At 71.9% G+C, this 25,710-nt stretch carries 30 protein-coding genes and 2 pseudogenes; 24 read left to right on the top strand and 8 right to left on the bottom strand.

Annotated elements, in window-relative coordinates:
• Nucleotides 1-93 precede the first annotated feature (93 nt).
• Genes ACFSZT_RS22695 through hemW form a run of 4 tightly spaced genes read left to right on the top strand, consistent with a single transcriptional unit; the run spans nucleotide 94 to nucleotide 4,244 of the window.
• A complete protein-coding gene (locus tag ACFSZT_RS22695) occupies nucleotides 94-1,827 on the top strand; it encodes a carbon starvation CstA family protein (RefSeq protein ID WP_377386670.1) in 1,734 nt (577 codons plus the stop codon).
• The gene (locus ACFSZT_RS22690) at nucleotides 1,824-2,084 is read left to right on the top strand and encodes a cory-CC-star protein (RefSeq protein WP_377386667.1); all 261 of its coding nucleotides are present in this window, start codon (nucleotides 1,824-1,826) and stop codon (nucleotides 2,082-2,084) included. Before ACFSZT_RS22695 ends, ACFSZT_RS22690 begins: the two co-directional genes overlap by 4 nt.
• A complete protein-coding gene (locus ACFSZT_RS22685) occupies nucleotides 2,075-2,995 on the top strand; it encodes an ArsA family ATPase (RefSeq protein ID WP_377386664.1) in 921 nt (306 codons plus the stop codon). The genes ACFSZT_RS22690 and ACFSZT_RS22685 overlap by 10 nt, the downstream gene beginning before the upstream one ends.
• 46 nt (nucleotides 2,996-3,041) lie before the next feature.
• Nucleotides 3,042-4,244, top strand: coding sequence for a radical SAM family heme chaperone HemW (gene hemW, locus ACFSZT_RS22680; RefSeq protein WP_377386661.1), 1,203 nt, complete (start codon nucleotides 3,042-3,044; stop codon nucleotides 4,242-4,244).
• Between the two features lie 69 nt (nucleotides 4,245-4,313).
• On the opposite strand, the gene ACFSZT_RS22675 is transcribed toward hemW, so the two are convergent.
• Nucleotides 4,314-5,486, bottom strand: coding sequence for a saccharopine dehydrogenase family protein (locus tag ACFSZT_RS22675; protein ID WP_377386658.1), 1,173 nt, complete (start codon nucleotides 5,484-5,486; stop codon nucleotides 4,314-4,316).
• 170 nt (nucleotides 5,487-5,656) lie between these two features.
• On the opposite strand from ACFSZT_RS22675, the gene ACFSZT_RS22670 reads away from it, so the two are divergent.
• From ACFSZT_RS22670 to ACFSZT_RS22660, 3 genes and pseudogenes are all read left to right on the top strand, one after another.
• On the top strand, nucleotides 5,657-5,830 hold the full coding sequence (locus ACFSZT_RS22670) for a hypothetical protein (RefSeq protein ID WP_377386656.1): 174 nt from the start codon (nucleotides 5,657-5,659) through the stop codon (nucleotides 5,828-5,830).
• Between the two features lie 84 nt (nucleotides 5,831-5,914).
• A complete protein-coding gene (locus ACFSZT_RS22665; RefSeq protein ID WP_377386653.1) occupies nucleotides 5,915-6,238 on the top strand; it encodes a WhiB family transcriptional regulator in 324 nt (107 codons plus the stop codon).
• A 14-nt stretch (nucleotides 6,239-6,252) separates the two neighbouring features.
• Nucleotides 6,253-7,232, top strand: a pseudogene (locus tag ACFSZT_RS22660) (TIGR03557 family F420-dependent LLM class oxidoreductase).
• A 119-nt stretch (nucleotides 7,233-7,351) separates the two neighbouring features.
• Here the strand turns inward: ACFSZT_RS22660 and shbA are convergent.
• The 5 genes from shbA to ACFSZT_RS22635 form a co-directional block, all read right to left on the bottom strand.
• The gene (gene shbA / locus ACFSZT_RS22655; protein ID WP_377386650.1) at nucleotides 7,352-7,990 is read right to left on the bottom strand and encodes an RNA polymerase sigma factor ShbA; all 639 of its coding nucleotides are present in this window, start codon (nucleotides 7,988-7,990) and stop codon (nucleotides 7,352-7,354) included.
• A gap of 192 nt (nucleotides 7,991-8,182) precedes the next feature.
• On the bottom strand, nucleotides 8,183-8,482 hold the full coding sequence (locus ACFSZT_RS22650) for a DUF202 domain-containing protein (protein ID WP_377386647.1): 300 nt from the start codon (nucleotides 8,480-8,482) through the stop codon (nucleotides 8,183-8,185).
• Nucleotides 8,479-8,832, bottom strand: coding sequence for a YidH family protein (locus ACFSZT_RS22645; RefSeq protein ID WP_377386644.1), 354 nt, complete (start codon nucleotides 8,830-8,832; stop codon nucleotides 8,479-8,481). Before ACFSZT_RS22645 ends, ACFSZT_RS22650 begins: the two co-directional genes overlap by 4 nt.
• On the bottom strand, nucleotides 8,829-9,293 hold the full coding sequence (locus tag ACFSZT_RS22640; protein WP_377386641.1) for a GtrA family protein: 465 nt from the start codon (nucleotides 9,291-9,293) through the stop codon (nucleotides 8,829-8,831). Before ACFSZT_RS22640 ends, ACFSZT_RS22645 begins: the two co-directional genes overlap by 4 nt.
• A 57-nt stretch (nucleotides 9,294-9,350) precedes the next feature.
• Nucleotides 9,351-9,773: an STAS domain-containing protein gene (locus ACFSZT_RS22635; RefSeq protein ID WP_377386639.1), complete on the bottom strand. Its 423-nt coding sequence runs from the start codon at nucleotides 9,771-9,773 to the stop codon at nucleotides 9,351-9,353.
• Nucleotides 9,774-10,087: 314 nt separating this feature from the next.
• Between ACFSZT_RS22635 and ACFSZT_RS22630 the strand changes: the two genes are divergently transcribed.
• The 7 genes from ACFSZT_RS22630 to ACFSZT_RS22600 all read left to right on the top strand — a co-directional run bounded on the left by ACFSZT_RS22630 (nucleotide 10,088) and on the right by ACFSZT_RS22600 (nucleotide 14,563).
• Nucleotides 10,088-10,552 (top strand): hypothetical protein, encoded by a 465-nt coding sequence (locus tag ACFSZT_RS22630; protein WP_377386636.1) that lies wholly within the window; start codon nucleotides 10,088-10,090, stop codon nucleotides 10,550-10,552.
• Complete coding sequence (locus tag ACFSZT_RS22625; RefSeq protein WP_377386633.1) at nucleotides 10,549-11,001, top strand: hypothetical protein; 453 nt, start codon at nucleotides 10,549-10,551, stop codon at nucleotides 10,999-11,001. Before ACFSZT_RS22630 ends, ACFSZT_RS22625 begins: the two co-directional genes overlap by 4 nt.
• A gap of 2 nt (nucleotides 11,002-11,003) precedes the next feature.
• Entirely contained in the window at nucleotides 11,004-11,657 is a 654-nt protein-coding gene (locus tag ACFSZT_RS22620; RefSeq protein ID WP_377386630.1) for a UdgX family uracil-DNA binding protein, read from the top strand.
• Between the two features lie 89 nt (nucleotides 11,658-11,746).
• Complete coding sequence (locus ACFSZT_RS22615; RefSeq protein WP_377386627.1) at nucleotides 11,747-12,043, top strand: HesB/IscA family protein; 297 nt, start codon at nucleotides 11,747-11,749, stop codon at nucleotides 12,041-12,043.
• A 124-nt stretch (nucleotides 12,044-12,167) separates the two neighbouring features.
• Nucleotides 12,168-12,548 (top strand): hypothetical protein, encoded by a 381-nt coding sequence (locus tag ACFSZT_RS22610; RefSeq protein ID WP_377386624.1) that lies wholly within the window; start codon nucleotides 12,168-12,170, stop codon nucleotides 12,546-12,548.
• Nucleotides 12,549-12,652: 104 nt separating this feature from the next.
• Nucleotides 12,653-13,327 (top strand): DUF6766 family protein, encoded by a 675-nt coding sequence (locus tag ACFSZT_RS22605; RefSeq protein ID WP_377386620.1) that lies wholly within the window; start codon nucleotides 12,653-12,655, stop codon nucleotides 13,325-13,327.
• A gap of 51 nt (nucleotides 13,328-13,378) precedes the next feature.
• Complete coding sequence (locus ACFSZT_RS22600; RefSeq protein ID WP_377386617.1) at nucleotides 13,379-14,563, top strand: zinc-dependent alcohol dehydrogenase; 1,185 nt, start codon at nucleotides 13,379-13,381, stop codon at nucleotides 14,561-14,563.
• On the opposite strand, the gene ACFSZT_RS22595 is transcribed toward ACFSZT_RS22600, so the two are convergent.
• Both ACFSZT_RS22595 and ACFSZT_RS22590 read right to left on the bottom strand, forming a co-directional pair.
• Nucleotides 14,541-15,692, bottom strand: a complete 1,152-nt coding sequence (locus ACFSZT_RS22595) for a glycerate kinase (RefSeq protein WP_377386615.1) — start codon at nucleotides 15,690-15,692, stop codon at nucleotides 14,541-14,543. The genes ACFSZT_RS22600 and ACFSZT_RS22595 overlap by 23 nt on opposite strands.
• A 5-nt stretch (nucleotides 15,693-15,697) precedes the next feature.
• Complete coding sequence (locus ACFSZT_RS22590; RefSeq protein WP_377386612.1) at nucleotides 15,698-16,672, bottom strand: 2-hydroxyacid dehydrogenase; 975 nt, start codon at nucleotides 16,670-16,672, stop codon at nucleotides 15,698-15,700.
• Between the two features lie 133 nt (nucleotides 16,673-16,805).
• Between ACFSZT_RS22590 and ACFSZT_RS22585 the strand changes: the two are divergent.
• From ACFSZT_RS22585 to ACFSZT_RS22540, 10 genes and pseudogenes are all read left to right on the top strand, one after another.
• A pseudogene (locus ACFSZT_RS22585) lies at nucleotides 16,806-17,591 on the top strand (CoA transferase subunit A); the annotation flags it as partial.
• A gap of 30 nt (nucleotides 17,592-17,621) precedes the next feature.
• Nucleotides 17,622-18,413, top strand: coding sequence for a CoA-transferase subunit beta (locus ACFSZT_RS22580; RefSeq protein ID WP_377386888.1), 792 nt, complete (start codon nucleotides 17,622-17,624; stop codon nucleotides 18,411-18,413).
• The gene (locus ACFSZT_RS22575) at nucleotides 18,410-19,585 is read left to right on the top strand and encodes a thiolase family protein (RefSeq protein WP_377386609.1); all 1,176 of its coding nucleotides are present in this window, start codon (nucleotides 18,410-18,412) and stop codon (nucleotides 19,583-19,585) included. The genes ACFSZT_RS22580 and ACFSZT_RS22575 overlap by 4 nt, the downstream gene beginning before the upstream one ends.
• A gap of 350 nt (nucleotides 19,586-19,935) precedes the next feature.
• The gene (gene pcaD, locus ACFSZT_RS22570; protein WP_377386606.1) at nucleotides 19,936-20,709 is read left to right on the top strand and encodes a 3-oxoadipate enol-lactonase; all 774 of its coding nucleotides are present in this window, start codon (nucleotides 19,936-19,938) and stop codon (nucleotides 20,707-20,709) included.
• Nucleotides 20,706-20,837, top strand: coding sequence for a hypothetical protein (locus tag ACFSZT_RS22565; protein WP_377386603.1), 132 nt, complete (start codon nucleotides 20,706-20,708; stop codon nucleotides 20,835-20,837). The genes pcaD and ACFSZT_RS22565 overlap by 4 nt, the downstream gene beginning before the upstream one ends.
• A gap of 10 nt (nucleotides 20,838-20,847) precedes the next feature.
• Nucleotides 20,848-21,678, top strand: coding sequence for an IclR family transcriptional regulator domain-containing protein (locus ACFSZT_RS22560; RefSeq protein ID WP_377386600.1), 831 nt, complete (start codon nucleotides 20,848-20,850; stop codon nucleotides 21,676-21,678).
• Nucleotides 21,675-22,247, top strand: coding sequence for a nucleotidyltransferase family protein (locus tag ACFSZT_RS22555; RefSeq protein ID WP_377386597.1), 573 nt, complete (start codon nucleotides 21,675-21,677; stop codon nucleotides 22,245-22,247). The genes ACFSZT_RS22560 and ACFSZT_RS22555 overlap by 4 nt, the downstream gene beginning before the upstream one ends.
• Nucleotides 22,248-22,456: 209 nt before the next feature.
• Complete coding sequence (locus ACFSZT_RS22550; protein WP_377386885.1) at nucleotides 22,457-23,335, top strand: AAA family ATPase; 879 nt, start codon at nucleotides 22,457-22,459, stop codon at nucleotides 23,333-23,335.
• A 65-nt stretch (nucleotides 23,336-23,400) separates the two neighbouring features.
• On the top strand, nucleotides 23,401-24,522 hold the full coding sequence (locus tag ACFSZT_RS22545; RefSeq protein WP_377386594.1) for a vWA domain-containing protein: 1,122 nt from the start codon (nucleotides 23,401-23,403) through the stop codon (nucleotides 24,520-24,522).
• Nucleotides 24,515-25,639 (top strand): XdhC family protein, encoded by a 1,125-nt coding sequence (locus ACFSZT_RS22540; RefSeq protein ID WP_377386591.1) that lies wholly within the window; start codon nucleotides 24,515-24,517, stop codon nucleotides 25,637-25,639. The genes ACFSZT_RS22545 and ACFSZT_RS22540 overlap by 8 nt, the downstream gene beginning before the upstream one ends.
• Nucleotides 25,640-25,710: the final 71 nt, after the last annotated feature.

Here is a 25,710-nt window from a genome sequence, read left to right as displayed (position 1 = left end):
GGTCCCTCTCGCGCTCTTACGCGGCCCTCTACCTGCTGTTACCGTGCCACGTCAGCAGGTCCTCGTGTCAACGCCGCCCGAGGAGTGAGCGCCATGCCCGCCATCGTGCTGGTCCTGATCGTCGCCGCCCTGTTCTACCTCGGCTATCGCTACTACTCCGCGTATCTCGCGAAGAAGGTCTACGCGCTCGACCCGGAGTTCGTCACCCCCGCGCACAGCATGCGTGACGGCGTCGACTTCGTGCCGACCAACAAGCATGTGCTGTTCGGCCACCACTTCACGTCGGTGGCCGGCGCGGCGCCGATCGTCGGCCCGGCCATCGCCGTGTTCTGGGGCTGGGGCCCGGCGCTCGCCTGGGTGGTGCTGGGCACGATCTTCGCGGCCGGGGTGCACGACTTCGGCTCGCTGGTGGTGTCGGCGCGGCACCGGGCTCGCAGCATCGGCACCCTCGCGCGGGACGTCATCAACAAACGCGCGCGTGTGCTCTTCCTACTGATCATCTTCTTCCTGCTGACCCTGGTGAACGCCGTGTTCGCGGTGGTGATCGCGAACCTGTTCGTGGCCAACCCCGCGGCCGTGCTGCCGATCCTGCTGGAGATCCCGCTCGCCATCGCGATCGGCCAGTACATCTACCGCACGCGCAGCGCCGCACTGATCCCGTCGATCGTCGGCGTGATCCTGCTGTACGTCTCGATCCTGCTCGGGCAGGCCGTGCCGATCTCGCTGGCGGGCATCGCCGCCGAGGACGGCCTGTTCACCGAGCGCAACATCTGGGTCATCCTGTTGTTCGCCTACACCTTCGTGGCCGCGCGAATCCCGGTGTGGATCCTGCTGCAGCCGCGCGACTACATCAACTCCCACCAGCTGTTCATCGCGCTCGGCGTCATCGGCCTCGGCATCGCGGTCGGGTGGGACCGCGTCGTGGCGCCCGCGTTCAACGACACGCCGGAGGGGTCGCCGAACTGGTTCCCGTTCCTGTTCATCACGATCGCCTGTGGAGCGATCTCCGGCTTCCACAGCCTGGTCTCCTCGGGGACGACGTCGAAACAGCTCGACAAGGAGACCGACGCCCGGTACGTCGGCTACTTCGGGGCGATCGGCGAGGGGTCGCTCGCGCTCGGCTCGATCCTCGCGTGCACGGCGGGCATCGTGGCCACCACGACCGACTGGCACGCGGCCTACCCGGACTTCTCGACCGCCTCCGGCGATGCCACCTCGAACTTCGTCAACGGGGTCGCGCACTTCGCGAACAACCTCGGCGTCCCGACGTCGATCGCCGCGATCTTCGCCGCCATCGTCGTCATCAGCTTCGCCGCCACCACGATGGACACCGGGGTGCGGCTGCAGCGCTACATCGTCCAGGAGATCGCCGAGATCGCCCGTGTCCGGGCGGTCGCCCGCAACCTCACCGCGGCGACGAGCATCGCGGTGCTCGTCCCTCTCGTGCTGGCACTCCTGCCGGGCGGCGGTGACGAGGGCTACACCTTCGGCGTGCTGTGGCAGCTGTTCGGCACCACCAACCAGCTGACCGCGGGCCTGGCGCTGGCCGTGATCGCGGTGTGGGTGACGAAGAACCGGCGCAACCCGGTCGCCGTGCTGGTGCCCCTGGTGTTCCTGCTCGTGATGACCAGCTGGGCGCTCGTGGTCAACCTGCGCAACTTCATCCAGGAGAGCGAGTGGGTGCTGGCACCGCTCGACGCGATCATCTTCGTCCTGGCCGTGTGGCTGATCGTGGAGGCCGCCCTGGCGCTGCGGAAGGCCTGGAGCGGAACCACGGTGGCCGGGGAGCCGGAGACCACGCCGCCGCGGGCGGACGCCGAGCGGTGAGCCTGCGGGCGTTCTGGCGGCGCGCCGAACGGCTGCACGACGCCGCGTTCGTGGCGCGCTGGCGGCAGGGGCTGCGCCGGGAGGCGCGTCGCCGGGACGACACCCTGCGCGCCTTGCTGCTGCTCGAGTCGCTGGGCGTGGACAACCCGGTCGCCTATGAGACGCTGGATCTCGTCCCGTACCTGGTCGCCGACTTCCACGAGTGGCACCGGCGCATGGGCCGCGAGGAGTTCGGCGACCCCGGGGTGTGCTGTTGATCCGGTTCTTCGGCGGCAAGGGCGGAGTCGGCAAGACGACGCTGGCGGCCGCGTACGCGCTCGCCCAGGCACGCCGTGGCCTGCGTACGCTCGTGGTCTCCACCGACCCCGCGCACTCGCTGGGCGACGCCCTGGAGACGTCGTTGTCGGACCGGCCACGCCGGGTTACCGGCACCCTGTGGGCCGCCGAGATCAGCGGGGAGCGGCAGGCGCGGCGGCGCATCGCCGAGGTGCTGGACGACGCCCGGCACGCCGTGCCCAGGGAGGTGCTGCCCGCGGTCGAGCGACATCTGGAACGCGCCGCCGAGAGCCCGGGCACCGTCGAGTCGGCGTTACTGGACCGGTTGACTGAGGTGGTCGAGGAGGCGGGGGAGCGCTGGGACACGGTGATCGTGGACAGCGCGCCGACCGGTCACATGGTGCGCCTGCTCAGCCTGCCGACCCTGCTCACGCCGTGGATCGAGGGCCTGGCCCGGCACCGCAGGCGGGCCCGGCACGCCGACCGGCTCGCCGCCGGGCTGCTCGGCGACCCGGACGACGCCGCCGACCCGCTGCTGGAACGGCTTCAGGCGCGCCGTGCCCGGCTCGGCCGGCTCCGGACCCGCCTGGGCGAGGACGCGCTCGTCCACCTCGTCCTGGTCCCGGAGCGGTTGCCGCTGGCCGAGACGCTGCGGGCGGCCGACGTCCTCACCGGTGCCGGCCTGCCGCTCGGTGCGGTCGTGGTGAACCGGGTGGCCTCGGGCGACGAGACCGGGGTGCTCGCGCGACGGCGGGAGCAGGAGGAGCTCGTGCTGGCGACGGTGCACGAACGCTTCGGTGCCGACGCCGTGGTGACCGTGCCACTGCTGCCGGGCGCGCTCACCGGGACCGCCGGGCTCGGGGAGGCCGCCGTGTGGCTCGGTCGGCTGTGAGGCGCACCCGTCCGGGCCTCGCGGCACCCGGTGGGACACTGGTGGGGTGACCACCGCGACCACCCCGGACCGGTTCAGCCTGCCCGCCTCGGCCCTGCACGGGCTGGGCTCCAGGCCGTTCGGGGTGTATGTGCACGTGCCGTTCTGCGCCACGCGCTGCGGGTACTGCGACTTCAACACCTACACCGCCGGCGAACTCGGCTCGGGCGCCTCACCCGGCGACTGGCTCGACGGGCTCCGCCGCGAGCTCGACCTGGCCGCCCGCATGCTCGGCGAGCCACCCGCCGCCGACACCGTGTTCGTCGGCGGCGGGACGCCTTCGCTGCTCGGCGCGCACGGCCTGGCCCAGGTGCTCGACGCGGTGCGGCAGGCGTTCGGCCTCGCGGCGGACGCCGAGGTGACCACCGAGTCCAACCCGGAATCCACGTCGCCGGAGTTCTTCGCCGGGATCCGCGACGCCGGGTACACCCGGGTGTCGCTGGGCATGCAGTCGGCCGCGCCACACGTGCTGCGCGTCCTCGACCGGGTGCACACCCCGGGTCGTCCCGTCGCCGCGGCACGCGAGGCCCGGGCCGCCGGGTTCGAGCACGTCAATCTGGATCTCATCTACGGCACGCCGGGGGAGCGGCCGGAGGACCTGCGGGCGTCGCTGGACGCGGTGCTCTCCGCCGGCGTCGACCATGTCTCGGCGTACTCGCTCATCGTGGAGGACGGCACCGCGCTGGCCCGTCGCGTCCGCAAGGGCGAGCTACCGGAACCCGACGAGGACGTGCTGGCCGCCGACTACGAGCTCATCGACGACGTGCTCGCCGGCGCGGGTCTGCGCTGGTACGAGGTGTCTAACTGGGCCGCCGGACCGGACGCGCGTTGCCGGCACAACCTCGGCTACTGGCTGGGCGGCGACTGGTGGGGCGCGGGTCCCGGCGCGCACAGCCATGTCGGCGGCGTGCGCTGGTGGAATGTCAAGCATCCCGCGCGATACACGGCCGAGCTGGGCCGAAAGCGCCCGCCCGTGGCCGGGCACGAGGTGCTCAGCGACGACGACCGGCACCTCGAGCGCGTGCTGCTCGAACTGCGGCTCGCCGAGGGCCTGCCGCTGGCGGCCCTCGACGCGGCGGGCGTGCGCGAGGCGCACGCGGCGGTGGCCGACGGCCTGCTGTCGGCGGATGCGCTCGCCGAGGGCCGGGCGGTGCTCACCGACCGGGGCAGGCTGCTCGCCGACGCCGTCGTGCGCCGGCTCGTCGCCTGAGGCCGGTTCAGCGCGCCGGGCAATGCTCCCACGCGTGCCCGGAACCCACCCGTCGGCCGGTGAGCCGGGTCAGCTCTCGGCCACCCGGATCGTCAGCCCTGCTACCTGGAGCCGCCGCACCAGAGCGTCGCCCATCGCCACCGCGGTGGTGACCTGGCCGGACGTCGCGGGCAGCTGGTCGAAGGCCAGGCACAGCGCCGACTCGGACAGCATCTTCGCCGTCTCGTCGTAACCCGGGTCGCCGCCAGCGAACTCCGTGACCACGCGCTTGCCGCCGCCTTCGCCGGTGAACCGGACGTGGAACCACGACTTCGCGCGCCGTGCCGCGCTCGGCCCCTGGCCGGGTTTGCGTAGCCTGCCGAGCGCCGAGCGGGCGGGCGGGATCTGCGCCAGGACGGCGAGCAGGCCGAGGCCGACGCCCGCGAGTGCGATCGTCGGCAGCCGCCTCACGGCGGCCGTGTGCCGGTAGGTGAACGATGGCCCGTAGCGCTCCAGCGCGGCGGCCGACCGCGCCACGATCTGCGGGTCGATCGTCGGCATCGGCACGAGCCACCGGCCGGTGTCGCGGTCGCGGCTCGGCGGCGACATCGGCACGTGGATGCGCCGCTCGCGCGGCCACGGCTCGGCGCGGCGGCGCCGCTTGGCGGTCCGGGCCATGGCGCGGGCCCGGGAGAACGCGGCGAGTGCGGAGGCGTAGGTGCCGCCGGAGAACTCCGCGTTCGCGCGCACCTGGCCGGTCACGGTCAGCGGGACGTTCTCGGGCAGGTGCTGCACCGTGAAGTACACACCCAGGTCGTACGGGATCGAGTCGAATCCGCACGCGTGGATGATCCGGGCACCCGTGCGCCGCGCGGTGGCGTGGTGAGCGAGGTACATGCGGTCGACGAACTCGGGCTCGCCGGTGAGGTCGACGTAGTCGGTTCCCGCCGCCGCACACGCCGCCACCAGCGGCTCGCCGTAGTGCAGGTACGGGCCGACCGTGGTGATGACCACCCGGCTCGCCTCGGCGACCTCGCGCAGCGAGTCCGCGTCGGTGACGTCGGCCCGCAGCAGCGGCAGGTCGGCGCAGGCGGGATCGATCTCCGCGAGGCGGGCCCGGACGGCCTCGAGCTTGGCGGGCGTCCGCCCGGCGAGCGCCCACCGGCAGCCCCGCGGGGCGTGCCGGGCGAGGTAGTCGGCGGTCAGGCCGCCGGTGAATCCCGTGGCGCCGAACAGCACGATGTCGTACCGGCGGTCGGTCATGCGCGTTCCTCCCCGTCAAGTCGACCGGCTCGTCCCCGGCGGGCCCTGAACGGGTGGCGGCCGGTGATCACGGTGAGCCGGGCCGCAGCGTACCCGAGGTATGCCGGGGTCGCCGTTCCACTCGAACGAGTGTGGATTGAAAGCGCCGCAGGCGGGGTACCACGTCGATCATGACGGAGAACCCAGACCTGGCGCCGGACGCGGACGTGCACGAGCAGAGGCAGTCCATCCCCGACGGTTCCATCACCGAACCCCCGGAGCTCGACGTTCCGCTCGAGGCCAACCCCGCCGACGCGGCCGAGCAGGCCGCCGCCGTGCCGCTCGACGAGGAAGAACACCGCTGATGGGTCCTCAGGTGTGAGTTCTGAAAAACCCGGGTACACCGCGCCCGCGATCACGCATCGCACGTCTTCACGGAGGTGATCACCATGGCCGACACGTCCCGCCTGCCCACGCCGGTCGCAGAGGTTTGGGAATGGCAGCGCCACGGCAACTGCCGCAATCTGGACAGCTCGGTGTTCTTCCATCCTGACGGAGAGCGTGGCTTCGCGCGAGCCGACCGGGTCGCGCGCGCCAAGCAGATCTGTCGCACCTGCCCGGTGATCGTCCAGTGCCGGCACCACGCGCTGACCGTGCAGGAGCCCTTCGGTGTGTGGGGCGGGCTCGACGAGACCGAGCGCCGCGAGGCCATCGCACGCCGGAAGAAGCTGAACGTCGAACCGGAGACCGCACCGGAGCCCGCGCTGCACTGACGGGGAGGAACGCCGTGCGACTCGGCTACACGCTGTTCACCGAACAGGCCGGCCCCCGGCAGCTCGTCGCCGACGCGGCGCGCGCCGAGCAGGCCGGATTCGACTTCGAGGTGATGAGCGACCACTACTCGCCCTGGCTGGACGAGCAGGGCCACGCGCCCTACGCGTGGAGCACCCTCGGCGCGGTCACCCAGGCCACCTCCGAGGTCGAGCTGATGACCTATGTGACGTGTCCGACCATGCGCTATCACCCGGCGGTGGTCGCGCAGAAGGCGGCGACCGTGCAGGAGCTCTCCGGCGGGCGGTTCCTGCTCGGCGTCGGAGCGGGGGAGAACCTCAACGAGCACATCCTCGGCCGGGGCTGGCCGCCGGTGAACGTGCGGCACGAGATGCTGTCCGAGGCGCTGCAGATCATCAGCGACCTGTTCGACGGCGGCTACACCAACTTCTCCGGCGAGCACTTCCGCGTGGACTCGGCGAAGCTGTGGGACCTGCCCGAGCGGCGGGTGCCGGTGGGGGTCGCGGTCTCGGGCAAACAGTCGGTGGAGCGATTCGCCCCGCTCGGCGACGCGATGATCGCCATCGAGCCCAAGGGAAGCCTGTGCGAGCAGTGGGACACGCGGCGCTCCGACTCGGGCCAGGAGAGGTCGCGCAAGATCGGCCAGCTTCCCGTGTGCTGGGACCGCGACACCGCGGCCGCCGCGCGGCGGGCGCGAGAGCAGTTCCGCTGGTTCGCGGGCGGATGGAAGGTCAACGCCGAACTGCCCGGCACCCCGGCCTTCGCGGGTGCCACCCAGTACGTCACCGAGGACGACGTCGCGGGCTCGATTCCTGCGGTGCGTCGGTCCAGGCGGTGGTGGACGCCGCCCGGGCGTTCCGTGACGCCGGTTTCACCGATCTGGCGCTGGTCCAGATCGGCCGCGAACACCAGGACACGTTCCTGGACGCGGCGAAGGCGGAGCTGCTGCAGGGGTTGCGCGAGAAGCTGGGGTAGCGGCGGTCGAAGCGCGCCCGGTGGTGGCGCGAGGACGCCGGACCCACCCGGCCGTACGTGACGGCTGGCGCCGTCCGCGGTCCACGGCGGAGTGCCCAGGCGTCCCCGGAGAGGCGTGGTCAGAAGCCGCCGTCGCGCGCCACCAGGGGACGAAGCCGCGTCAGGGCGCGATGCTGAGAGGTGCGCACGTTGGCGGAGGAGAGCCCCAGTGCCTCTGCGGTCTCGCCCGCCGACAGGCCCACGACGAAGCGCAGGATCAGGATGTCCCGTTGGTTGCGGGGCAGGCAGCTCAGCAGGTTCCGCAGCCGGTGCCCCAGGTCGAGGTTGAGCATCGTGCGTTCGGGCTCGTTCTCGGCCGTGCCCGGTTCCGGCACGTCGGCCGTCGGGTCCGAGCGCTCGCGGGAGACGAGGCGGAAGGCGTCCGAGACCTTGTTCGACGCGATCGCGTGCACGAGGTAGAGGAACGAGCCGCCCCGGTCCTGGTAGCTGGGCAGTGCCCGCAGCACGGCCACACACGTCTCCTGGGCGACATCGTCGGCCGACACGTAGGACAGGTCCCGCCTGCCCAGCCGCGCCCGGCAATAACGCGTGACGACCGGCGTGATCATCGTGAGCAGGGTGTTGACGGCGAACTGGTCACCGTCCGCAGCCGCTCTGACAACCGGATCGAGCTCCGCTTTGGAGAGCGGTTCGCCCCGCTCCGGACCGGACCCCGGCCGTTCGGCGACGGGGCCAACAATTGTGGCGACGCTGTGCATAGCCGGCTCCCAGACCATGAAAACTGCGGTCGCCGCCGGGGTCCACAACGGCGTAATTCGTCGGGGTGGGTCCGGGCTGCAGGTGCGGGGAGCCAACGTCCCGGTGACCACTGAGCGTAATAGTAGAGGGGTCCGGTCGGGTAATCCAGATATCAACCACTGTTTTGCGCCGATCGCACCAATGTCTGAGGCTCAGCGGAGGAACGCGACGAGCGTGGCGGCGGCCGTCCCCGCGACCGCCAGGCTCACGACGCCGATCACGACCGCCCGGACCGGGGCGGGCTCCGTCCTGCGGCGCAGCTCGCGTTCCCGGATGCCGCCCGCGATCGCCAGCAGTGCGGCCGTGCCCGCCGCGCACGCCGCGGGCACGGTGAGCACGCCCCAGCGCCCTCTGGCGGCGGCGTGCAGGAGCAGCGCGGCACAGGCTCCGGCGGCCAGCGCGGTGCGTTGCCACGCGAGCCCGGTGCGTTCCGGTTGCAGCCCGCCGGTCACGCCGTCAGCACCAGGATCAGCGCGAACACCGTGATGACGAGCACACCGGCGGCGAGCACGACGAGCAGGGCGCTGCGGGGCAGCGGGGCGCCGCGCCGCATGGCGGACTGCACCGTGCGCCAGCGGGGATAGGCGGCACCGGCGAGCACGAACGCCAGCCCGATGCACACGGACGCCAGCGCCGTCCGGGGAGCCTCCGCGGCGAGATCCGGAACGAGCTGCTGAACGGCGACGCCTCCGGCGACCAGTCCCAGCGCCGTACGGATCCAGGCGAGGAAGGTCCGTTCGTTGGCGAGCGTGAACCGGTAGTCGGGTTCGCTCTCCTCGGCCGTGTCGTCGCGCTCGGTCACCGTGCCGTCTCCGGGCGTCGACCGAAGACCCACGAACGGAGCAGCAGGAAGCGGCAGATGCCGCCGAGCACGCTCGTGGCCACGAGCACCGCCGTCTCGAGCAGCGGCGACGGCGCCTCGGCGAGCGTGTGCAGCACGAACAACGCCACCGAACCGGCGCCGGCGTAGAAAGCGAACGTGCCGAGCGTCTGGATGTGCCTGCGCGCCCGCGGCCCCGACGTGCCCGCGAACGTGACGAGCCGGTGGAACTCGGTGTTGAGCAGCGTCGTGGCGCCGATGGCCACCAGATTCGCCGTCAGTGGCCCGGTGACCGTGCGCACCGCGAGAAAGAGCAGAGCCTGCAGGACCGTGCTCGCGCCGCCCGCCGCGAGATACAGCACCGCGTGCCTGGCGAACTCCCGGTAGCGCTCCGGGAGAACGGTGGTCCACGCGGTGCCGACGCGCGGCGGCACAGGTGTCATGACCTGCAGGTTAGTCGCGCAAGGTGGGTCGGCAAACCGGCGTTCGCGGACCCGGACTCAGGAGTCCTTGGTGAGGCCCTTGATCGCCTCGTCGACGCTCGAATACACCGGCATCTGGTTCGCGAGGCCGGTGGCCTCCAGTGGACGGAGCACCACGCGGTTGCTGGCGACGACGGCCCAGTTCAGGTGGTTGTGCGCGGACTTCTCCGCCAGTTCCGCCAGCACGGACAGGCCGGCCGAGCCGAGAAAGTCGACACCGTCGAGGTCGAGGACGAGCTTCGTGGGTGTGGCCACCTCTTCCCGGACCCACTTGCGCAGGTCGGGAGCGGACAGGAGGTCCACCTCGCCGGTGACGCGTGCCAGCACCACCTCGTCCGACCGGCGTTCAGCGTCGATGCGCATGCCGTGTGCCTCCTGTACCGCGGAGTCCGTGCCTGCCGACGACTGTGCCGCCAGTTCGTTCGTGTCGGTGCTTCGCACTGTGGTATCCCTCCGTAGGGTTCGGACAGGGAGTAGACCAGGTCCGCGGAATGAGATCGGAGCGCCGACCTGGCTCGGCTGTGGCGCGCGAGTGGCCGTCCCCGTGTCGGCTGTGTACTCAACCGTCTTTCCAACCGTAGGAAGCCTCCCGCTTGTTCCGCAACCTCGGTCTGCGCTGGGGGCTGTGGACCTTCGCACACTCCCGCACGCGTTTGTTCGCACTGACGCAGGGGTACAGCGCTAATTCCACCGTACGCCCCCGTACACGCTGACCGGCTCAGCGCGAGCCTCCAGTTGCTTCGGAAAGGAGTGCCATGAGCGACGGTACTGATCCCGTGACGCCTCCCCAGGACACCGGAGCACCGGACAGCGCGGAGACCGACCCCGCCGCGCTGAACAGTGCGGAGGACCTGGACGAGGACCGGCTCCGCGTCGATCCGCTCGAGGAGGGCATGGACCCGCCCGAGCACTGGAGCGAGGCCGACCGGTACGGGATGACGCCCGCCGAGCAGCGGCAGGGCGAGACCCACGAGCAGCGGCTCGCCGAGGAACGCCCGGACGTGGGGCCCGCCGACGTACCGGAGCGGCCGGTGGCGGCGACGCCCGCGACCGAACTGGACGAGTCGGTCGACCACGTCACCGAGGATGTCGAACCCGTCGTGCCGGAGGACGACGCCGCCGAGCCGAGCACGCCGGCGATCCGGCGCGGGCAGAACGCCGACCAGGCGGGCGGTTCCGTCGCCGACGGCATCCGTGTGCCCGAGGGTGGCGCCGAGTGAGTGCGGGCGAGCTGCGCGTGCGCGGTCTGACCGACCGGCTGCTGTCCGTGGCCCGCGTCGGTGATCTCGACGGCCTCGCCGCCCAGCTCGCGACCCTGATCGGCAGTGACGCCCCGCGGCGCCAGTTGTTCGAGCCGGTGCTGCTGGAGCTCGTCTCCACCGTCGTCGCCACGCTGCGCTCACGGGCGAGCAGGCCAACAGACGGCGGCGAGGACGACCTGTACTACGTGGACGTGCTCGATGTGGATGACGAACCCGTCGACATCGACGAGGTGCAGCCCGCGCTGCGGGCGGTACTGCGCGCCGTGCTCGCCGGCCTCAACGCGAACGCCGGCGACGTCCGCTTCCAGATCGGCCTGGTCACCGAGGATCCCGACCCGCTCGCCCGGCTCGACGCCGTGGTCCACGCGTTGTTGTGGGCGAACGCGCTGGGCTGCGGGCAGGACTGACGATGGTCAGCCACGAGGGTGCCGGCAAGTACCTCCCGGAGCGCACGGCTCTTCCGGAGCTGCGGGAGGCGGCCCGCAGTTGTCGTGGCTGCGACCTGTATCGCGATGCCACCCAGACGGTGTTCGGCGCCGGACCCGAGCGCGCGAAGGTGGTGTTCGTCGGCGAGGTCCCCGGTGACCGGGAGGACACGACCGGCGAGCCGTTCGTCGGTCCGGCGGGCGGGTTGCTCGACAAGGCACTCGAGGAGTCCGGGATCGACCGCGGCACCGTTTACGTCACCAACGCGGTGAAACATTTCCGTTTCGTTCCCGACGAGCGAGGGAAACGCCGAATTCACAAGAAGCCCTCGCGGTCACAGATCGTCGCGTGCCGTCCGTGGCTGGTGGCCGAGCTGCATGCCGTGCGGCCCGAGGTCGTGGTCTGTCTCGGCGCGACTGCGGCGCAGTCGTTGCTGGGCGCGGACTTCCGGGTCAGCAAGCGACGTGGTGAACTCGTCGAGCTGCCCGCCGAGGTCGCGGACGGGGTGAAGGCCGTGGCGATGAAGGCCGTGGCGACCGTGCATCCCTCGGCCGTATTACGTGCGCCCGCCGACGAACGTGACCGTGCGTATTCGGAACTCGTCGCCGATCTGCGTGTCGTGGCCAAAGTTCTCTGAGCCGATCCGCGTGCCCGGGAAGCGCTCAGGCTCGCGGACCCCTACGGTGGGAATGGCAGCTTCAAGCAAACCGAAGGGAAAAACCGACCATGCTTGCGATGACTGACGCTGCCGTCGAGGCGATCAGCGCTCTGACCTCCCAGGACGGCCAGCAGGCTGCCGGGCTCCGCTTCGCCGTGCGCGAGGAGACCGAGGCCGGTGCGCAGCTCGCGCTCTCGATCGCTCCAGCGCCGGAAGAGGGCGACGAGGTGCTCGGTACCGAAGGCGGTGCCCGGGTGTTCCTCGAGCCGAAGGCGTCGTCGTTCCTCGACGACAAGGTGCTCGACGTCCAGCAGGACGAGCAGGGCCAGCTCAACTTCGCGGTGATGCAGCAGCCGGAAGCGTGACCTGTCGCAGACTCGCGGAACGCCGGTGGTCCGCCGCGAGCGGGCCACCGGCGTTTCGATTAGTCCCTAGTGGACAGTCGAGGTAGACTCTCCGCTCGTGCGCCGGAGCATGCGGAGAGCCGGCGTGCCGGCGACGATCGGCACGCTGCTGCTGGCCGTCGCCTGCGGTTCGGCATCCGAGCAACAGGCCCGGTCGGCCGTCGGCGAGTTCCTGCGCGCCCTGGGCGAGGGGCGAGCGCAGGCCGCCTGCGCGTTGCTCAGCGAGCAGGCTCGTGGAGACCTCGAGTCGGCCGCGAGCCGGCCGTGTGCCGACGCGCTGCTCAGCGTGGGCCTTCCCGTGGATCCGGTGACGGCGATCGAGCTGTGGGGGTCGGAGGCACAGGCGCGCACGCCCGCCGACACGGTCTTCCTGCACGAGTACGGCGACGGCTGGCGGGTCACCGGAGCCGGGTGCACACCCCAGGGCGGCGACGCCCCCTACGACTGTGAGGTGGGTGGGCCATGAGTGTGCGGGTGATGTTCTGGCTCTATCTCGCCGTGGTCCTGCTCGGCTGCGCGTACTTCGTTGTCATCGGGCTGTTGCACCGGTGAGCCGTGGAGGTGGTGGGTGTGCGGCGGATCCTGCGCGACAACGGCCTTTCGATCGTGTTCGGACTGCTCTTCCTCGGCAGCTTGGTGGGCCAGGCGTTGGCCGGGCACGCCGACTTCATCAACCGCCAGCTCGCCCAGGGTGGCGAGCCCATCAGCTTCGGCCAGTACGTCACGTCGGCCGACTTCGCCGTGGACGTCGCCGAGAACTGGCAGTCCGAGTACCTGCAGTTCTTCCTCTACATCATGGCCACCGTGTGGCTTGTGCAGCGCGGCTCACCGGAGTCCAAGCCGGTGGGGCGCATCGGCCCGGAAACCGACGAGGACCAGCAGGTCGGCCGCCATGCCCACGACGCCTCACCACCGTGGGTCCAGGCGGGCGGCTGGCGCACGGCGCTGTTCTCGCGCTCCCTCGGCCTGGTGATGGGCGCGCTGTTCCTGGCGTCGTGGCTTGCCCAGTCCGTGGTCGGGATGAGCGCGTTCAACGCCGAACAGCTGGGTGACTTCGCCGACCCGTTGCCGTGGCCGGAGTACATCACCTCGGCGGATTTCTGGAGCCGCTCGCTGCAGAACTGGCAATCGGAATTCCTGGCCATCGGCTCGATGGCGATCCTCAGCGTCTATCTCCGGCAGCGTGGGTCACCGGAGTCGAAACCGGTGGGTGCCTCGCACACGATCACGGAGGAGTCGGGCTGACTGCTTCGGGGTATCCGCCCAGCGACCCGGTGAGGCGGAAGGAGAGCCCCGATGAAGGCAGTGACCTGGCAGGGCAAGCGCGACGTGCGCGTGCAGGAGGTGCCCGATCCGCGGATCCAGGAGCCGACGGACGCGGTCATCAAGGTGACCTCGTCCGCCGTCTGCGGTTCGGACCTGCACCTGTACGAAGTACTCGGTGCGTTCATGACTCCCGGCGACATCCTCGGCCACGAGCCGATGGGAGTGGTCGAGGAGGTGGGCAGCGCGGTGCCCAACCTCAAGCCCGGCGACCGCGTCGTCGTGCCGTTCAATATCGCGTGTGGACAGTGCTGGTTCTGCGACCAGAAGCTCTACACCCAGTGCGAGACCACGCAGGTCCGCGAGCAGGACAAGGGCGCAGCGCTGTTCGGCTACACCAAACTCTACGGTCAGGTTCCCGGCGGCCAGGCGGAGATGCTCCGGGTTCCGCAGGCGCACTTCGGGCCGATCAAGGTGCCCGAGGGGCCGCCGGACGAACGCTTCCTGTTCCTGTCCGATGTGCTCCCCACCGCGTGGCAGGCCGTCGAGTACGCGTCCATTCCCGACGGTGGCAGCGTGACCGTGCTCGGCCTGGGCCCGATCGGGCAGATGTCGGCGCGCATCGCCAAGCACCGCGGTGCGTCCACCGTGATCGGCGTCGACCTCGTCGACGAACGGCTGGAGATGGCGCGCAGGCACGGCGTCGAGACCATCGACCTGCGCACCACGAAGAAGGTCGGCGATGCAGTGCGGGATCGCACCGACGGCCGGGGCACCGACGCCGTCATCGATGCGGTCGGGATGGAGGCCCACGGCGCCCCGGTGAGCGCGATGGCGCAGCAGCTCGCCACGCTCCTGCCGGGGCCGGTGGCGGAGAAGATGATCGAGAAGGCCGGGATCGACCGGCTGAGCGCGCTTCATCTCGCCATCGACGTCGTGCGGCGCGGTGGCACGATCTCGCTGTCCGGCGTATACGGCGGGATGGTGGACCCGATGCCGCTGATGACGTTGTTCGACAAGCAGATCCAGCTACGGATGGGGCAGGCCAACGTCCGCGCGTGGACCGACGACATTCTGCCGTTGCTCACCGGCGACGGCGACCCGCTGGGCGTCGGTGACCTCACCACGCACCGGATTCCGCTCGACGAGGCGCCGCACGGCTACGAGATCTTCCAGAAGAAGCGCGACGGGGCCATCAAGATCGTGTTGCAGCCGTAGGGGGCCGATCACCGTCCCGCCAGGATCGGACGAGCGCGGCGGTGTGCTCGCGCAGCAGCGCCGCCGCGTTGCGCTGCGCGTCCTCGATCGAGGAGGCGTGGTCGACGAGGGCGAGGCCACCCGCGATACCCGCTCGGGCGAGCTCGTCGCCGGTGAGGGCGATGCGGCCGGCCACGGCGAGTACCGGCACGCCGTGGCGGCCGGCCATCGCCGCGATGCCCGCGGGTGCCTTGCCCGCGAGACTCTGCCGGTCGAGCGAGCCCTCGCCGGTGATGACGAGGTTCGCCGCCCGCACGGCGTCCTCCACCCCGGTCAGCTCGACGACCAGGTCGAACCCCGACTCGGCACGGGCGCCCAGCGCTGCCATCGCGCCTCCGGAGATACCGCCGCCTGCTCCGGCGCTGGGCACGTCCGCCAGCGCCGGGGCACCGGCGCGTTCGAGTGCGTCCGCCCATCGGCTCAGCCCGTGTCGGAGCAGCTCGACCTCCCGCGCTCCCGCGCCTTTCTGCGGACCGAACACCGGTGCCGCGCCGTCCGGGCCCAGCAGCGGGTTGGTGACGTCCGTGGCGACGCGCACGCCCGCCCGGCCCAGCCGGCGGTGCACCTCGGTGAGATCCACACTCGCGACCTCGGTCAGCGCACCGCCACCGAGCCCGACGGTGGAGCCGGACGCGTCGAGCACGCGCGCCCCGAGCGCCTGCAGCATCCCGCACCCGCCGTCGGTGCTGGCGGTGCCGCCCACGGTGAGCACGATCCGGTGCGCGCCGCCCGCGAGCGCGTGCGCGATGAGCTCGCCGACGCCGTAGGTGTGAGCGGCGAGCGCGACCTCTGGCGACGGTGTCACGTGCTCGATGCCGCACGCGCGCGCCGACTCGATGTAGGCGGTGCCGTCGAGCACGACGTACCAGGCGTCGACGGGCTCGTCCAGCGGCCCGCGCACGCGCTGCTCGACGCGCTTGCCGCCTGCGGCGAGCAGGACGTCCAGAGTGCCCTCGCCGCCGTCGGCGACCGGGCACAGCGCCACGCCGGCGTCGGGTACGGCGTCGCGGACGCCGTCGCCGATGGCCTCGGCGGCCTGAACGGCGGTCAGGCTGCCCTTGAACTTGTCGGGTGCGACGACCACGCGCATCGTGCTCACTCCTTGACCGGGGTCAGCGGCTCGCCGCCCCGGAGCACGGCGGCGACGTTCCGGGCGGCGAGCACGGCCATCGCCGTGCGCGTCTCGACGGTCGCCGAGCCCAGATGGGGGGCGAGGGCGACGTTGTCCAGCTCCAGCAGCCCGGGGTGGACCTCGGGTTCACGCTCGAAGACGTCGAGCCCGGCGCCGGCGATCACGCCGTCGCGCAGGGCTCGGGCGAGCGCGGCCTCGTCGACGACGGGCCCGCGCGTGGTGTTGATCAGAAACGCCGAGGGCTTCATGGCGGCGAGCGCGTCCGCGTCGATGAGATGGCGGGTCTGCGGGGTGAGCGGGCAGTGCAGCGACACGACGTCGGCCGTGCGCAGCAGCTCGTCGTGGGGGAGGTAGCGGGCGCGCAGGGACTCCTCGACATCGACGGGCGCGCGTCGCCGTCCGGTGTAGACGATGTCCATGCCGAAGGCGAGCGCCCGCCTGGCCATCGCGCGGCCGATCTGGCCGAGCCCCACGATGCCGAGGGTCTTGCCCTGCAGGCCGGTGCCGAGCATGAAGCCGAGGTGGAACGACCACGGCGTCCGCGAGCGCAGCAGCCGTTCGCCCTCGCCGAGCCTGCGGGTGACGGCGAGCAGCAGGCCGAACGCGAGATCGGCGGTCGCGTCGGTGAGCACGCCGGGGGTGTTGGTGAAGACGATCCCGCGGTCGAGCAGGGCCGGCACGTCGGCGTTGTCGTAGCCGACGGCCACGTTGGCCACGATCTTCAGTCGCGCTCCGGCGGCGTCGGCGAACGCCGCGTCGACGCGTTCGCTCAGCGTGACCACCGCGGCGTCGGCACCGGCGAGCACCCGGTGCAGCTCCTCGGCCGGCAGTGCCCGGTCGGGGTCGGGTGCCCACACGTCACCGACGTCGCGCAGCACGTCCATGGCCTGCTCGGGGATCCACCGGGTGACCACGATCCGCGGCCGTGTGTCCGTCATTCACGCTCCTCGCGCTGCTCGAGACGTCTCCCGAGGGCACCTTAGCCGCGGCGGGAGCGGATTGACGTCCCTGCACGCTCCCGGCTATGTTCAGATGCAGAACGAGTGTGCGTAATGCGAACGAGGTGGCATCGTGGCGGAGATCGTTTCGCTGGCCGACGGGGTCGGCAGGCTCGTGCACGACGGCGACATGGTCGCGCTGGAAGGGTTCACGCACCTGATCCCGCACGCGGCGGGGCAGGAGATCATCCGGCAGCGGCGGAAGGACCTGACGCTGGTCCGCATGACGCCCGACATCGTGTACGACCAGCTCATCGGCGCGGGCTGCGCGCGCAAGCTGGTGTTCTCGTGGGGCGGCAACCCCGGAGTCGGCTCGCTGCACCGGTTCCGCGACGCGGTGCAGAACTCCTGGCCGGTACCGCTGGAGATCGAGGAACACAGTCACGCCGGGATGGCCAACCGCTACGTGGCCGGCGCCTCGGGGCTGCCGTTCGCGGTGCTGCGTGGCTACCGCGGCACCGACCTGCCCCGGCACACCGAGACGATCAAGTGGATCACCTGCCCGTTCACCGGGGAGGAGCTGGCCGCCGTGCCTGCGCTGAACCCGGACGTGTCGATCATCCACGCCCAGCGCGCCGACCGGGCGGGCAACGTGCAGATCTGGGGCCTGGTGGGCGTTCAGAAGGAGGCCGTGCTGGCCGCCACGCGCAGCCTCGTCACGGTCGAGGAGATCGTGGACGAGCTGGAGCCCGTGCCCGGCCAGATGATCCTGCCGAGCTGGGCCGTCACGTGCGTCGCCGAGGTGCCCGGGGGAGCGCACCCGTCGTACGCGCAGGGCTACTACGAGCGGGACAACGCCTACTACCAGCAGTGGGATGCCATCGGGCGGGATCGGGAAACGTTCGAGACGTGGCTACGCCGAGAAGGTGTTCGCCATGGAGGGTGTGCGATGACGACGCAGACAACGCAGACGGCGCCGACCGGGCAGCAGGAGTACACCTCCGACGAGATGATGTCGATCGCCGCGGCCAGGGCCCTCGGCAACGGCAAGCGGTGCTTCGTCGGCATCGGCCTGCCCTCGACGGCGGCGAACGTCGCGCGCCGTACGCACGCTCCCGACCTCGTGCTCATCTACGAGTCGGGCACCCTGGGTTCCAAGCCAGACCGGCTGCCCGCCTCGATCGGCGACGGGGTCCTGGCGGAGACCGCCGACGCGGTGATCAGCGTGCCGGAGGTCTTCAACTACTGGCTGCAACCCGGCCGCATCGACATCGGCTTTCTCGGGGCGGCGCAGCTGGACAAGTTCGGCAACATCAACACCACGGTCATCGGCGACGACTACGCCGACCCGAAGGTGCGGCTGCCGGGCGCCGGGGGCGCGCCGGAGATCGCGGCGTCCTGCCACGAGGTGTTCGTGGTGGTGCGGCAGAGCAAGCGCAGCTTCGTGGAGAAGGTCGACTTCGTCACGTCGGTGGGGCACGGTTCCGGCAAGGGCGACCGGGAGCGGCTCGGCCTGCCCGGTGCCGGCCCGACGCTCGTCGTCACCGACCTCGGCATCCTGCGGCCCGACCCCGACACCCACGAACTCGTGCTGAGCCAGTTGCACCCCGGTGTGGAGGTGGAGCAGGTACGCGAGGCCACCGGCTGGGACCTCAAGGTGTCGCCGGAACTGTCGCGCACGGAGCCTCCGACCGAGCAGGAGCTGGCGACCCTGCGTGCGCTGAAGGAGGCCTCGAAGTGAGTGACGTCTTCGTCCTGGACGCGGTCCGGACGCCGTTCGGCCGGTACGGCGGCGCGCTCTCCGGGGTGCGGCCCGACGACCTGGCAGCGCACGTGCTGTCGGCCCTCGCGCAGCGCAACGACCTGGATCCCGCCGGGGTCGACGAGGTCGTCCTCGGTGACGCGAACGGCGCGGGCGAGGACAACCGCAACGTGGCGCGGATGGCGGCGCTGCTCGCGGGCTGGCCGACGAGCGTGCCGGGAACCACGGTGAACCGGCTCTGCGGGTCCGGTTTGGACGCCGCGATGCAGGGCAGCAGGCTGATCGCGACCGGTGACGCGTCGGTGGTGGTCGCCGGGGGCGTGGAGTCGATGAGCCGCGCGCCGTGGGTGCTGCCCAAGCCGGCCAAGGCGTTCCCCAACGGCCACGAGACGATGTACTCGACCACGCTCGGCTGGCGCATGGTGAACCCGAGGATGCCGGAGCAGTGGACCGTCTCCCTCGGCGAGAGCACCGAGATTCTCGCCGAACGCTACGGAATCGGCCGCGAGCAGCAGGACGAGTTCGCGTTGCGCAGTCATCTCAACGCCGCCCGTGCGTGGGACGAGGGGTTCTACGACGACCACGTCGTCGCGGTTCCCGGCACCGAGCTGGCGCGCGACGAGGGGATCCGGCCTGATTCCAGCCTGGAGAAGCTGGCCAAGCTCAAGCCCGTGTTCCGTCCGGAAGGGACGGTCACGGCGGGCAACTCCTCGCCGCTCAACGACGGCGCCTCGGCCGTGCTGCTGGCCGACCAGGCTGGCGCCGACCGGCTCGGCGCCACGCCGCTCGCGCGGATCGCGGGCCGCGGCGCCGCCGGGGTCGACCCGCACGTGTTCGGCATCGGTCCGGTGCGCGCCGCCGAGGTCGCGCTCGAGCGCGCGGGCATCGGCTGGGAGGACCTCAAGGCCGTCGAGCTGAACGAGGCCTTCGCCGCCCAGTCGCTCGCGTGCCTCGCCGACTGGCCGAAGCTCGACCCGGAGATCGTCAACGTCAACGGTGGCGCGATCGCGCTGGGCCACCCGCTGGGCGCGTCCGGTGGGCGCATCCTCGGTGCGCTGGCCTACGAGCTGCGCAGGCGTGGCGGCGGGTACGGTCTGGCCGCGATCTGCATCGGGGTCGGCCAGGGGCTGGCCGTGGTGCTGGAGGCCTGACCGAGGAGGATCGGTGGAGACGCCCGCGTCCTCATCGCAGCCGGGACTGGTGCTGCCGGGCTGCCGCGTGATCCCGCCCGGACGCATCCGCCGGTGTTGCCGTCGCATCGGGGGATCGAGGTGAGAGGGTCGTTGCCCGAGTGTGGGCGAGATCTGGCAGGCCCACTCGGATTACCGGTTCGATCCGCATGGCGCGGCGTCCGGTTTCCGGTGGTCCGCTCGCGGCCCGGCCGACGACACCGGTGAGGACGGGTTTCCGACGGTGTTGCGCGGCTCCCCCCGGACCCCGCGCGGACGCGCGCCCACCTCGACCACGCCCTGACCGCGCACCGCAAGCGAGAGGAGAAACAGTGAAGGTTCACCATGTCGTCGAGGGGCCGGACAACGGCGAGGTCGTGGTGCTGTCCGGGTCCATCGGCAGCAACCTCAACATGTGGAACCCGCAGGTGGGCCCGCTCACCGAGGCCGGCTACCGCGTCGTGCGGTACGACCAGCGGGGGCACGGCCGGACGCCGGTACCCGAGTCCCCGTGCACGCTGGCCGACCTGGGCGGCGACGTGGTGGAGCTGCTCGACGAGCTGGGCGTCGAGCGCGCGCACTTCGTCGGGCTCTCACTCGGTGGCATGACCGGCATGTGGCTCGGCATCCACCGGCCGGAGCGCATCGCGAGCCTCGTGCTGTGCTGCACGTCGCCGAAGCTCGGCACGAAGGAGTCCTGGGAGGACCGTGCCCGCGCCGCCCGCACCCAGGGCATGACCACCATCGCCGACAGCAGCATCCAGCGCTGGTTCACCGAGGACTGGCGTTCGGCCAACCCGCAGGAGGCGCGCGAGTACCACCACATGACCGCGGCGACCCCGGCCGAGGGCTACGCGGCGTGCTGCGCGGCCATCGGGTCGATGGACGTGCTCGGCGACCTGCCGAGGGTGTCCGCTCCCACGCTGGTGATCTCCGGTGCCGACGATCCGGCGACCCCGCCCGAGCAGCACGGCAAGCTCATTGCCGCCGAGGTCCCCGGCGCTCGGCACGAGGTCGTCGAGCACGCGGCCCATCTCGGCAACGTCGAGCAGCCCGCGCGGTTCACCGAGCTCATCCTGGGCCACCTCGCGGCGACCGCGCGATGACCGACGAGCACGTCGGCCGCACCCCGGACGAGATCGCCGCAGTGCTCCACGCGGGTGTGCCCGCGGCCGACAAGGCCTTCGTGATCGCCGCCCGCACACTCTCCGAGCTGGGCGAGCTCGACCGATAGGTTGGATCGCATGGACGAGGGCCACGCAGGCCGGGACGACGCGGCGGGCACCGAACGCGGCGCGCACCATGTGCAGTCGCTGGAACGCGGGCTGGCCGTCATCAAGGCGTTCGACGCGGGGGCACCGCGGCTGACGCTGAGCGAGGTCGCGAAGATCACCGGCCTCACGCGCGCGGCGGCGCGGCGCTTCCTGCTCACGCTGGCCGACCTCGGGTACGTGCGCACCGACGGCAAGTACTTCTCCCTCACGGCGAAGGTCCTCGAACTCGGGTACGCATTCCTCTCCGGGCTGTCGCTGCCCGAGGTGGCGCAGCCGCACCTCGAACGGCTCTCGGCCGAGGTACACGAGTCGAGCTCGGTGTCGGTGCTGGAGGGCACGGACATCGTCTACGTCGCGCGCGTGGCGGTCTCGCGGATCATGGCGGTGACCATCAGCGTCGGCACGCGGTTCCCGGCCCACGCGACGTCGATGGGCCACGTGCTGCTCGCCGGGCTCGACGCCGGCGCGTTCGAGGACTACCTGCGGCAGGCATCGTTCGAGCGGTACACCGCTCACACCATCGGCTCCGCGGAGGCCCTGCGCGCGGAGCTGGAGACGGTCCGCGCGCAGGGGTACGCGCTCGTCGACCAGGAGCTCGAGGAGGGCCTGCGGTCGGTCGCGGCGCCCATCCACGGTGCCGACGGCGCGGTGGTCGCGGCGATCAACCTCTCGACCCACGCGAGCCGGAACACGCCCGAGTCGGTGCGGGAGGAGCTGCTGCCGCCGCTGCTCGCCGCGGCCAAGCGCATCGAGGCGGACCTGGCCGTCGTCTCGCCGTCCCGGCGGCCGGGGCCGGCGTGAGCACGGCGGGTCTGGTGCTGGCCGCCGGTGCGGGCAGGCGGTTCGGCAAGCCGAAGGCGCTGGCGACGTTGCGGGGCGAGTCGCTGGTGGCACGCGCTGTCCGGGTGCTGGCCGAGGGTGGATGCGCGCCCGTGGTCGTGGTGTTGGGCGCGCGGGCGGACGAGGTCCGGCCGCTGGTGCCGGCCGCGGCGGTGACCGTCGAGGCGGCGGACTGGGCCGAGGGCATGGGCGCGTCGCTGCGCGCGGGGCTACGTGCGTTGCCGTCGCTCGATCCGGTGCCGGAGGCCGCGCTGGTGCACCTGGTCGACCTGCCCGGGGTGGGCGCCGGCGTCGTCGCGCGGGTGCTGGCTCACGGCGGGCCGGAGGCGCTCGCGCGGGCGGCCTACGACGGGACGCCCGGGCACCCGGTGCTCTTCGGCCGGCGCTGGTGGCGAGAGATCGCCGACGACGTCACCGGCGACCGCGGCGCCCGCGGCTGGCTCGCCGGACGCGGCGACGTGCGGCTCATCGAGTGCGCCGACCTCGGCAGCGGCGCCGACGCCGACACCCCGGCCGAACTCGAGCCGTAGCGGCGCCGGTGGCCGGCCCGGTAGCGGGTCCCGTCGCCGTGTCCGCCGTTGGCGTCGCCGTGTCTGCCGTTGGCGTCGCATTCGCCCGTCGCGCCACCACCTGACGGTTGTGGTGGCGCCGAGCCGATCGGGTGGCTGCGGGTCGAGGATGTCCCCGCCAGGCCCAGCCCACCCCGCGGACCGCCTAGGCTGGAGTTGTGACGCGCGACATCACCGACCCCGTCGGCTCGCCCGCGAAGCTGGCGGCACTGCTGGAGGAAACCGGCTACCTCGCCGACGACGGCGTGGCGACCGCGGCGTTCCTCGCGCTGCGCATGCGCAAGCCGTTGTTCTGCGAGGGCGAGCCGGGGACGGGGAAGACATCGCTGGCGATGTCGCTGGCCCAGGCCCTGTCGATGCCGCTCATCCGGCTCCAGTGCCACGAGGGCATCGATGCCGGACAGGCCCTCTACGAATGGGACTTCCCGCGGCAGTTGCTGCACCTGCGTGCCCTCGAGGCCGCCGAGGGCGGGCGGCTCGACGTGGACGTGGCCGAGCAGTCGCTCTACACGGAACGGTTCCTGCTCGCGCGCCCGCTGCTGCGTGCCCTGCAGTCGGCGCCGTGCGTGCTGCTGGTCGACGAGATCGACCGCGCCGACGACGAGTTCGAGGCGTTCCTGCTGCAGCTGCTCGACGAGAACACGGTGACCATCCCCGAGTACGGCGAGGTCCGGGCCGAGGTGCCACCGTTGGTCATCCTGACCTCCAACCGCACGCGCGAGGTGCACGACGCGCTCAAGCGCCGCTGCCTCTACCACTGGCTCGAGCACCCCGACCTCTCGCGTGAGGTGGCGATCCTGCGCAGCCGGGTCCCGGGCATCGGGGAGCGGCTCGCCCAGCAGGTCGCCGAGGCGGTGCAGCGGCTGCGCACGATGGAGCTGCTCAAGCCGCCCGGCGTGGCCGAGGCGCTGGACTGGGCGAACGCGCTGCTCGCGCTGGATCGCGACGAGCTCGACACCGCCTCGGCGGCCACCACGCTCGGTGCCGTGCTCAAGTTCAGCGAGGACCTCGACCGCGTGCGGGACCGCCTCGATTCCCTGCTGGCGTGACCCGGCGGCCGGCGGCCAGTGCTTCGGCGGCGCCGTCTCGCGCCCGAGCGGGGCACAATGACCGTATGGACGCGCATGTCACGGCCGACCCGCTGCCCGGCCTCGTCGGGTTCACAGCCGTGCTGCGCGAGGCGGGACTGCCCTGCGACGGTCACCGCGTGCAGGCCTACCTCGACGCCGTGGAACGCGTCGACATCGGCGACGCGGAGCAGCTGTACTGGGCGGGCAGGCTGACCCTGTGCGCCGACCCCGACGACCTGCCCCGATACGACCAGGCGTTCGCCTCGTGGTTCAGCGCCGAGCCGCCGCCGTTGCGGCGCAGCCCGGTCCAGCGGCAGCAACGGCCGCGCATCGCGTCGCTGGCACCGCAGGACGACGGGTCCGGCGAGGGATCCGACTCGGCCACCGAACAGCTGAGCGTCGCCGCCAGCGACGTGGAGGTGCTGCGCGATCGCGACCTCGGGGAGCTCACCGCCGCCGAGCGCAGGCATCTGCGGGAGCTGTTCCAGGCGTTGCGTCCCGTGCCGCCCACCCGGTCGTCGTCGCGGTACCGGCCCGCGCGGCGCGGCAAGCTCGACCCCGGCCGGACGCTGCGCGCGATGCTCGCCGACGGCGGGGAGACCGGGCGGCTCGCGTACTCCCGGCACCGCACGCGGGCGCGCAAGGTGGTGCTGCTCGTGGACGTCTCGGGCTCGATGAAGCCCTATGCCGACTCGCTGCTGCGATTCGCGCACGTGGTGGTGCGCGGGGCCCCGGCCGACGTCGAGGTGTTCACCCTCGGCACCCGGCTCACGCGCGTGTCCCGCGCGTTGCGCCAGCGCGATCCGGAACGTGCGATGCTGACCGCCGCGGAGGCGGTCGCCGATTTCGCCGGCGGTACCCGGCTGGGTGAGACCGTGCAGGCGTTCCTCGACCGCTGGGGGCAGCGCGGTCTTGCCCGGCGAGCCGTCGTCGTGGTGTTCTCCGACGGCTGGGAGCGCGGAGACGTGACGCTCCTCGGCGAGCAGATGGCGCGGCTGCGCCGGCTCGCCCACGCCGTCCTCTGGGTCAACCCCCACGCGGGCCACGAAGGCTACACGCCGGTGCAGTCCGGCATCGCCGCCGCGCTCCCGCACGTGGACCGGTTGCTGGCCGGGCACAGCCTGGCCACGTTGGAACGACTTCTCCAGGAGATCCGAGATGCATGACGTGCTGGACGAACTCCACCGGCGCTGGGAAGCCGGGGAGACCGTGGGCGTGGGCACCGTGGTCGCGACGTTCTCGTCCGCGCCGCGGGCACCGGGCGCGGCGATGCTGGTGGGCGCGGACGGCGAGGCGGTCGGCAGCGTCTCGGGCGGCTGCGTCGAGGGCGCGGTGTACGAACTCGCGCAGCAGGTGGTGGCCGACCGGGTGCCGGTGCTGCAGCGCTACGGCGTCAGCGACGACGATGCGTTCGCCGTCGGCCTGACGTGCGGCGGCATCATCGACATCTTCGTGGAGCCGGTCGACCGGGAGTCGATGCCCGAGCTGGGCGAGCTCGTGTCGTCGGTGCGCGACGGCAGGCCGGTCGCGGTGGTGACGACCATCGAACACCCCGACCCGGCGATGCTCGGCAGGCGCCTGCTCGTGTGGCCCGAGCAGGCGCGCGGCAGCCTGGGGTCGGAGCGCATCGACGACGCCGTGCTCGACGACGCCCGTGGCCTGCTCGCGGGCGGGCGGTCCGGCACGCTGCACTACGGGCCGGACGGCCAGCGTCGCGGCGAGGGCATGGCGGTCTTCGTCAACACCTTCGAGCCGCCGCCGCGGATGCTGGTGTTCGGCGCCATCGACTTCGCCGCCGCGATGGCGCGGATGGGCGCCTACCTCGGCTACGAGGTCACCGTGTGCGACGCGCGCCCGGTGTTCGCCACGAAGACACGGTTCCCGGACGCGCACCAGGTGGTCGTGGACTGGCCGCACCGCTACCTCAAGGCCGAGGCGGACGCGGGCCGCATCGACGGCCGCACCGTCATCGCCGTGCTCACCCACGACCCCAAGTTCGACGTGCCGCTGCTGGAGGTCGCGCTGCGTCTGGACGTCGGCTACATCGGTGCCATGGGCTCGCGCCGGACTCACGACGACCGGCTCGCGCGGCTGCGCGAGGTGGGCATCACCGACGCGGAGCTCAAGCGCCTCGCCTCGCCGATCGGGCTCGACCTGGGCGCCCGGACCCCGGAGGAGACCGCGGTCTCCATCGCGGCGGAGATCATCGCGCTGAAGTGGGGCGGAGGCGGGCGCCGCCTGTCGGATCTCGACGGCCGGATCCACAGCGAGTTGGAGCGGTGACGCGAGCGGGGCCGTCGCGACGCCGGACGCGATATCGATCGGGGGACCCGTCCGCACGTGCGGAGCTGATC

Origin of the sequence: Prauserella oleivorans (assembly GCF_042685745.1) — a bacterium.
GTDB lineage: Bacteria > Actinomycetota > Actinomycetes > Mycobacteriales > Pseudonocardiaceae > Prauserella_A > Prauserella_A oleivorans.
Note: the sequence above shows the minus strand (reverse complement) of the source record. Positions and strands in the feature narration are given on the sequence as shown.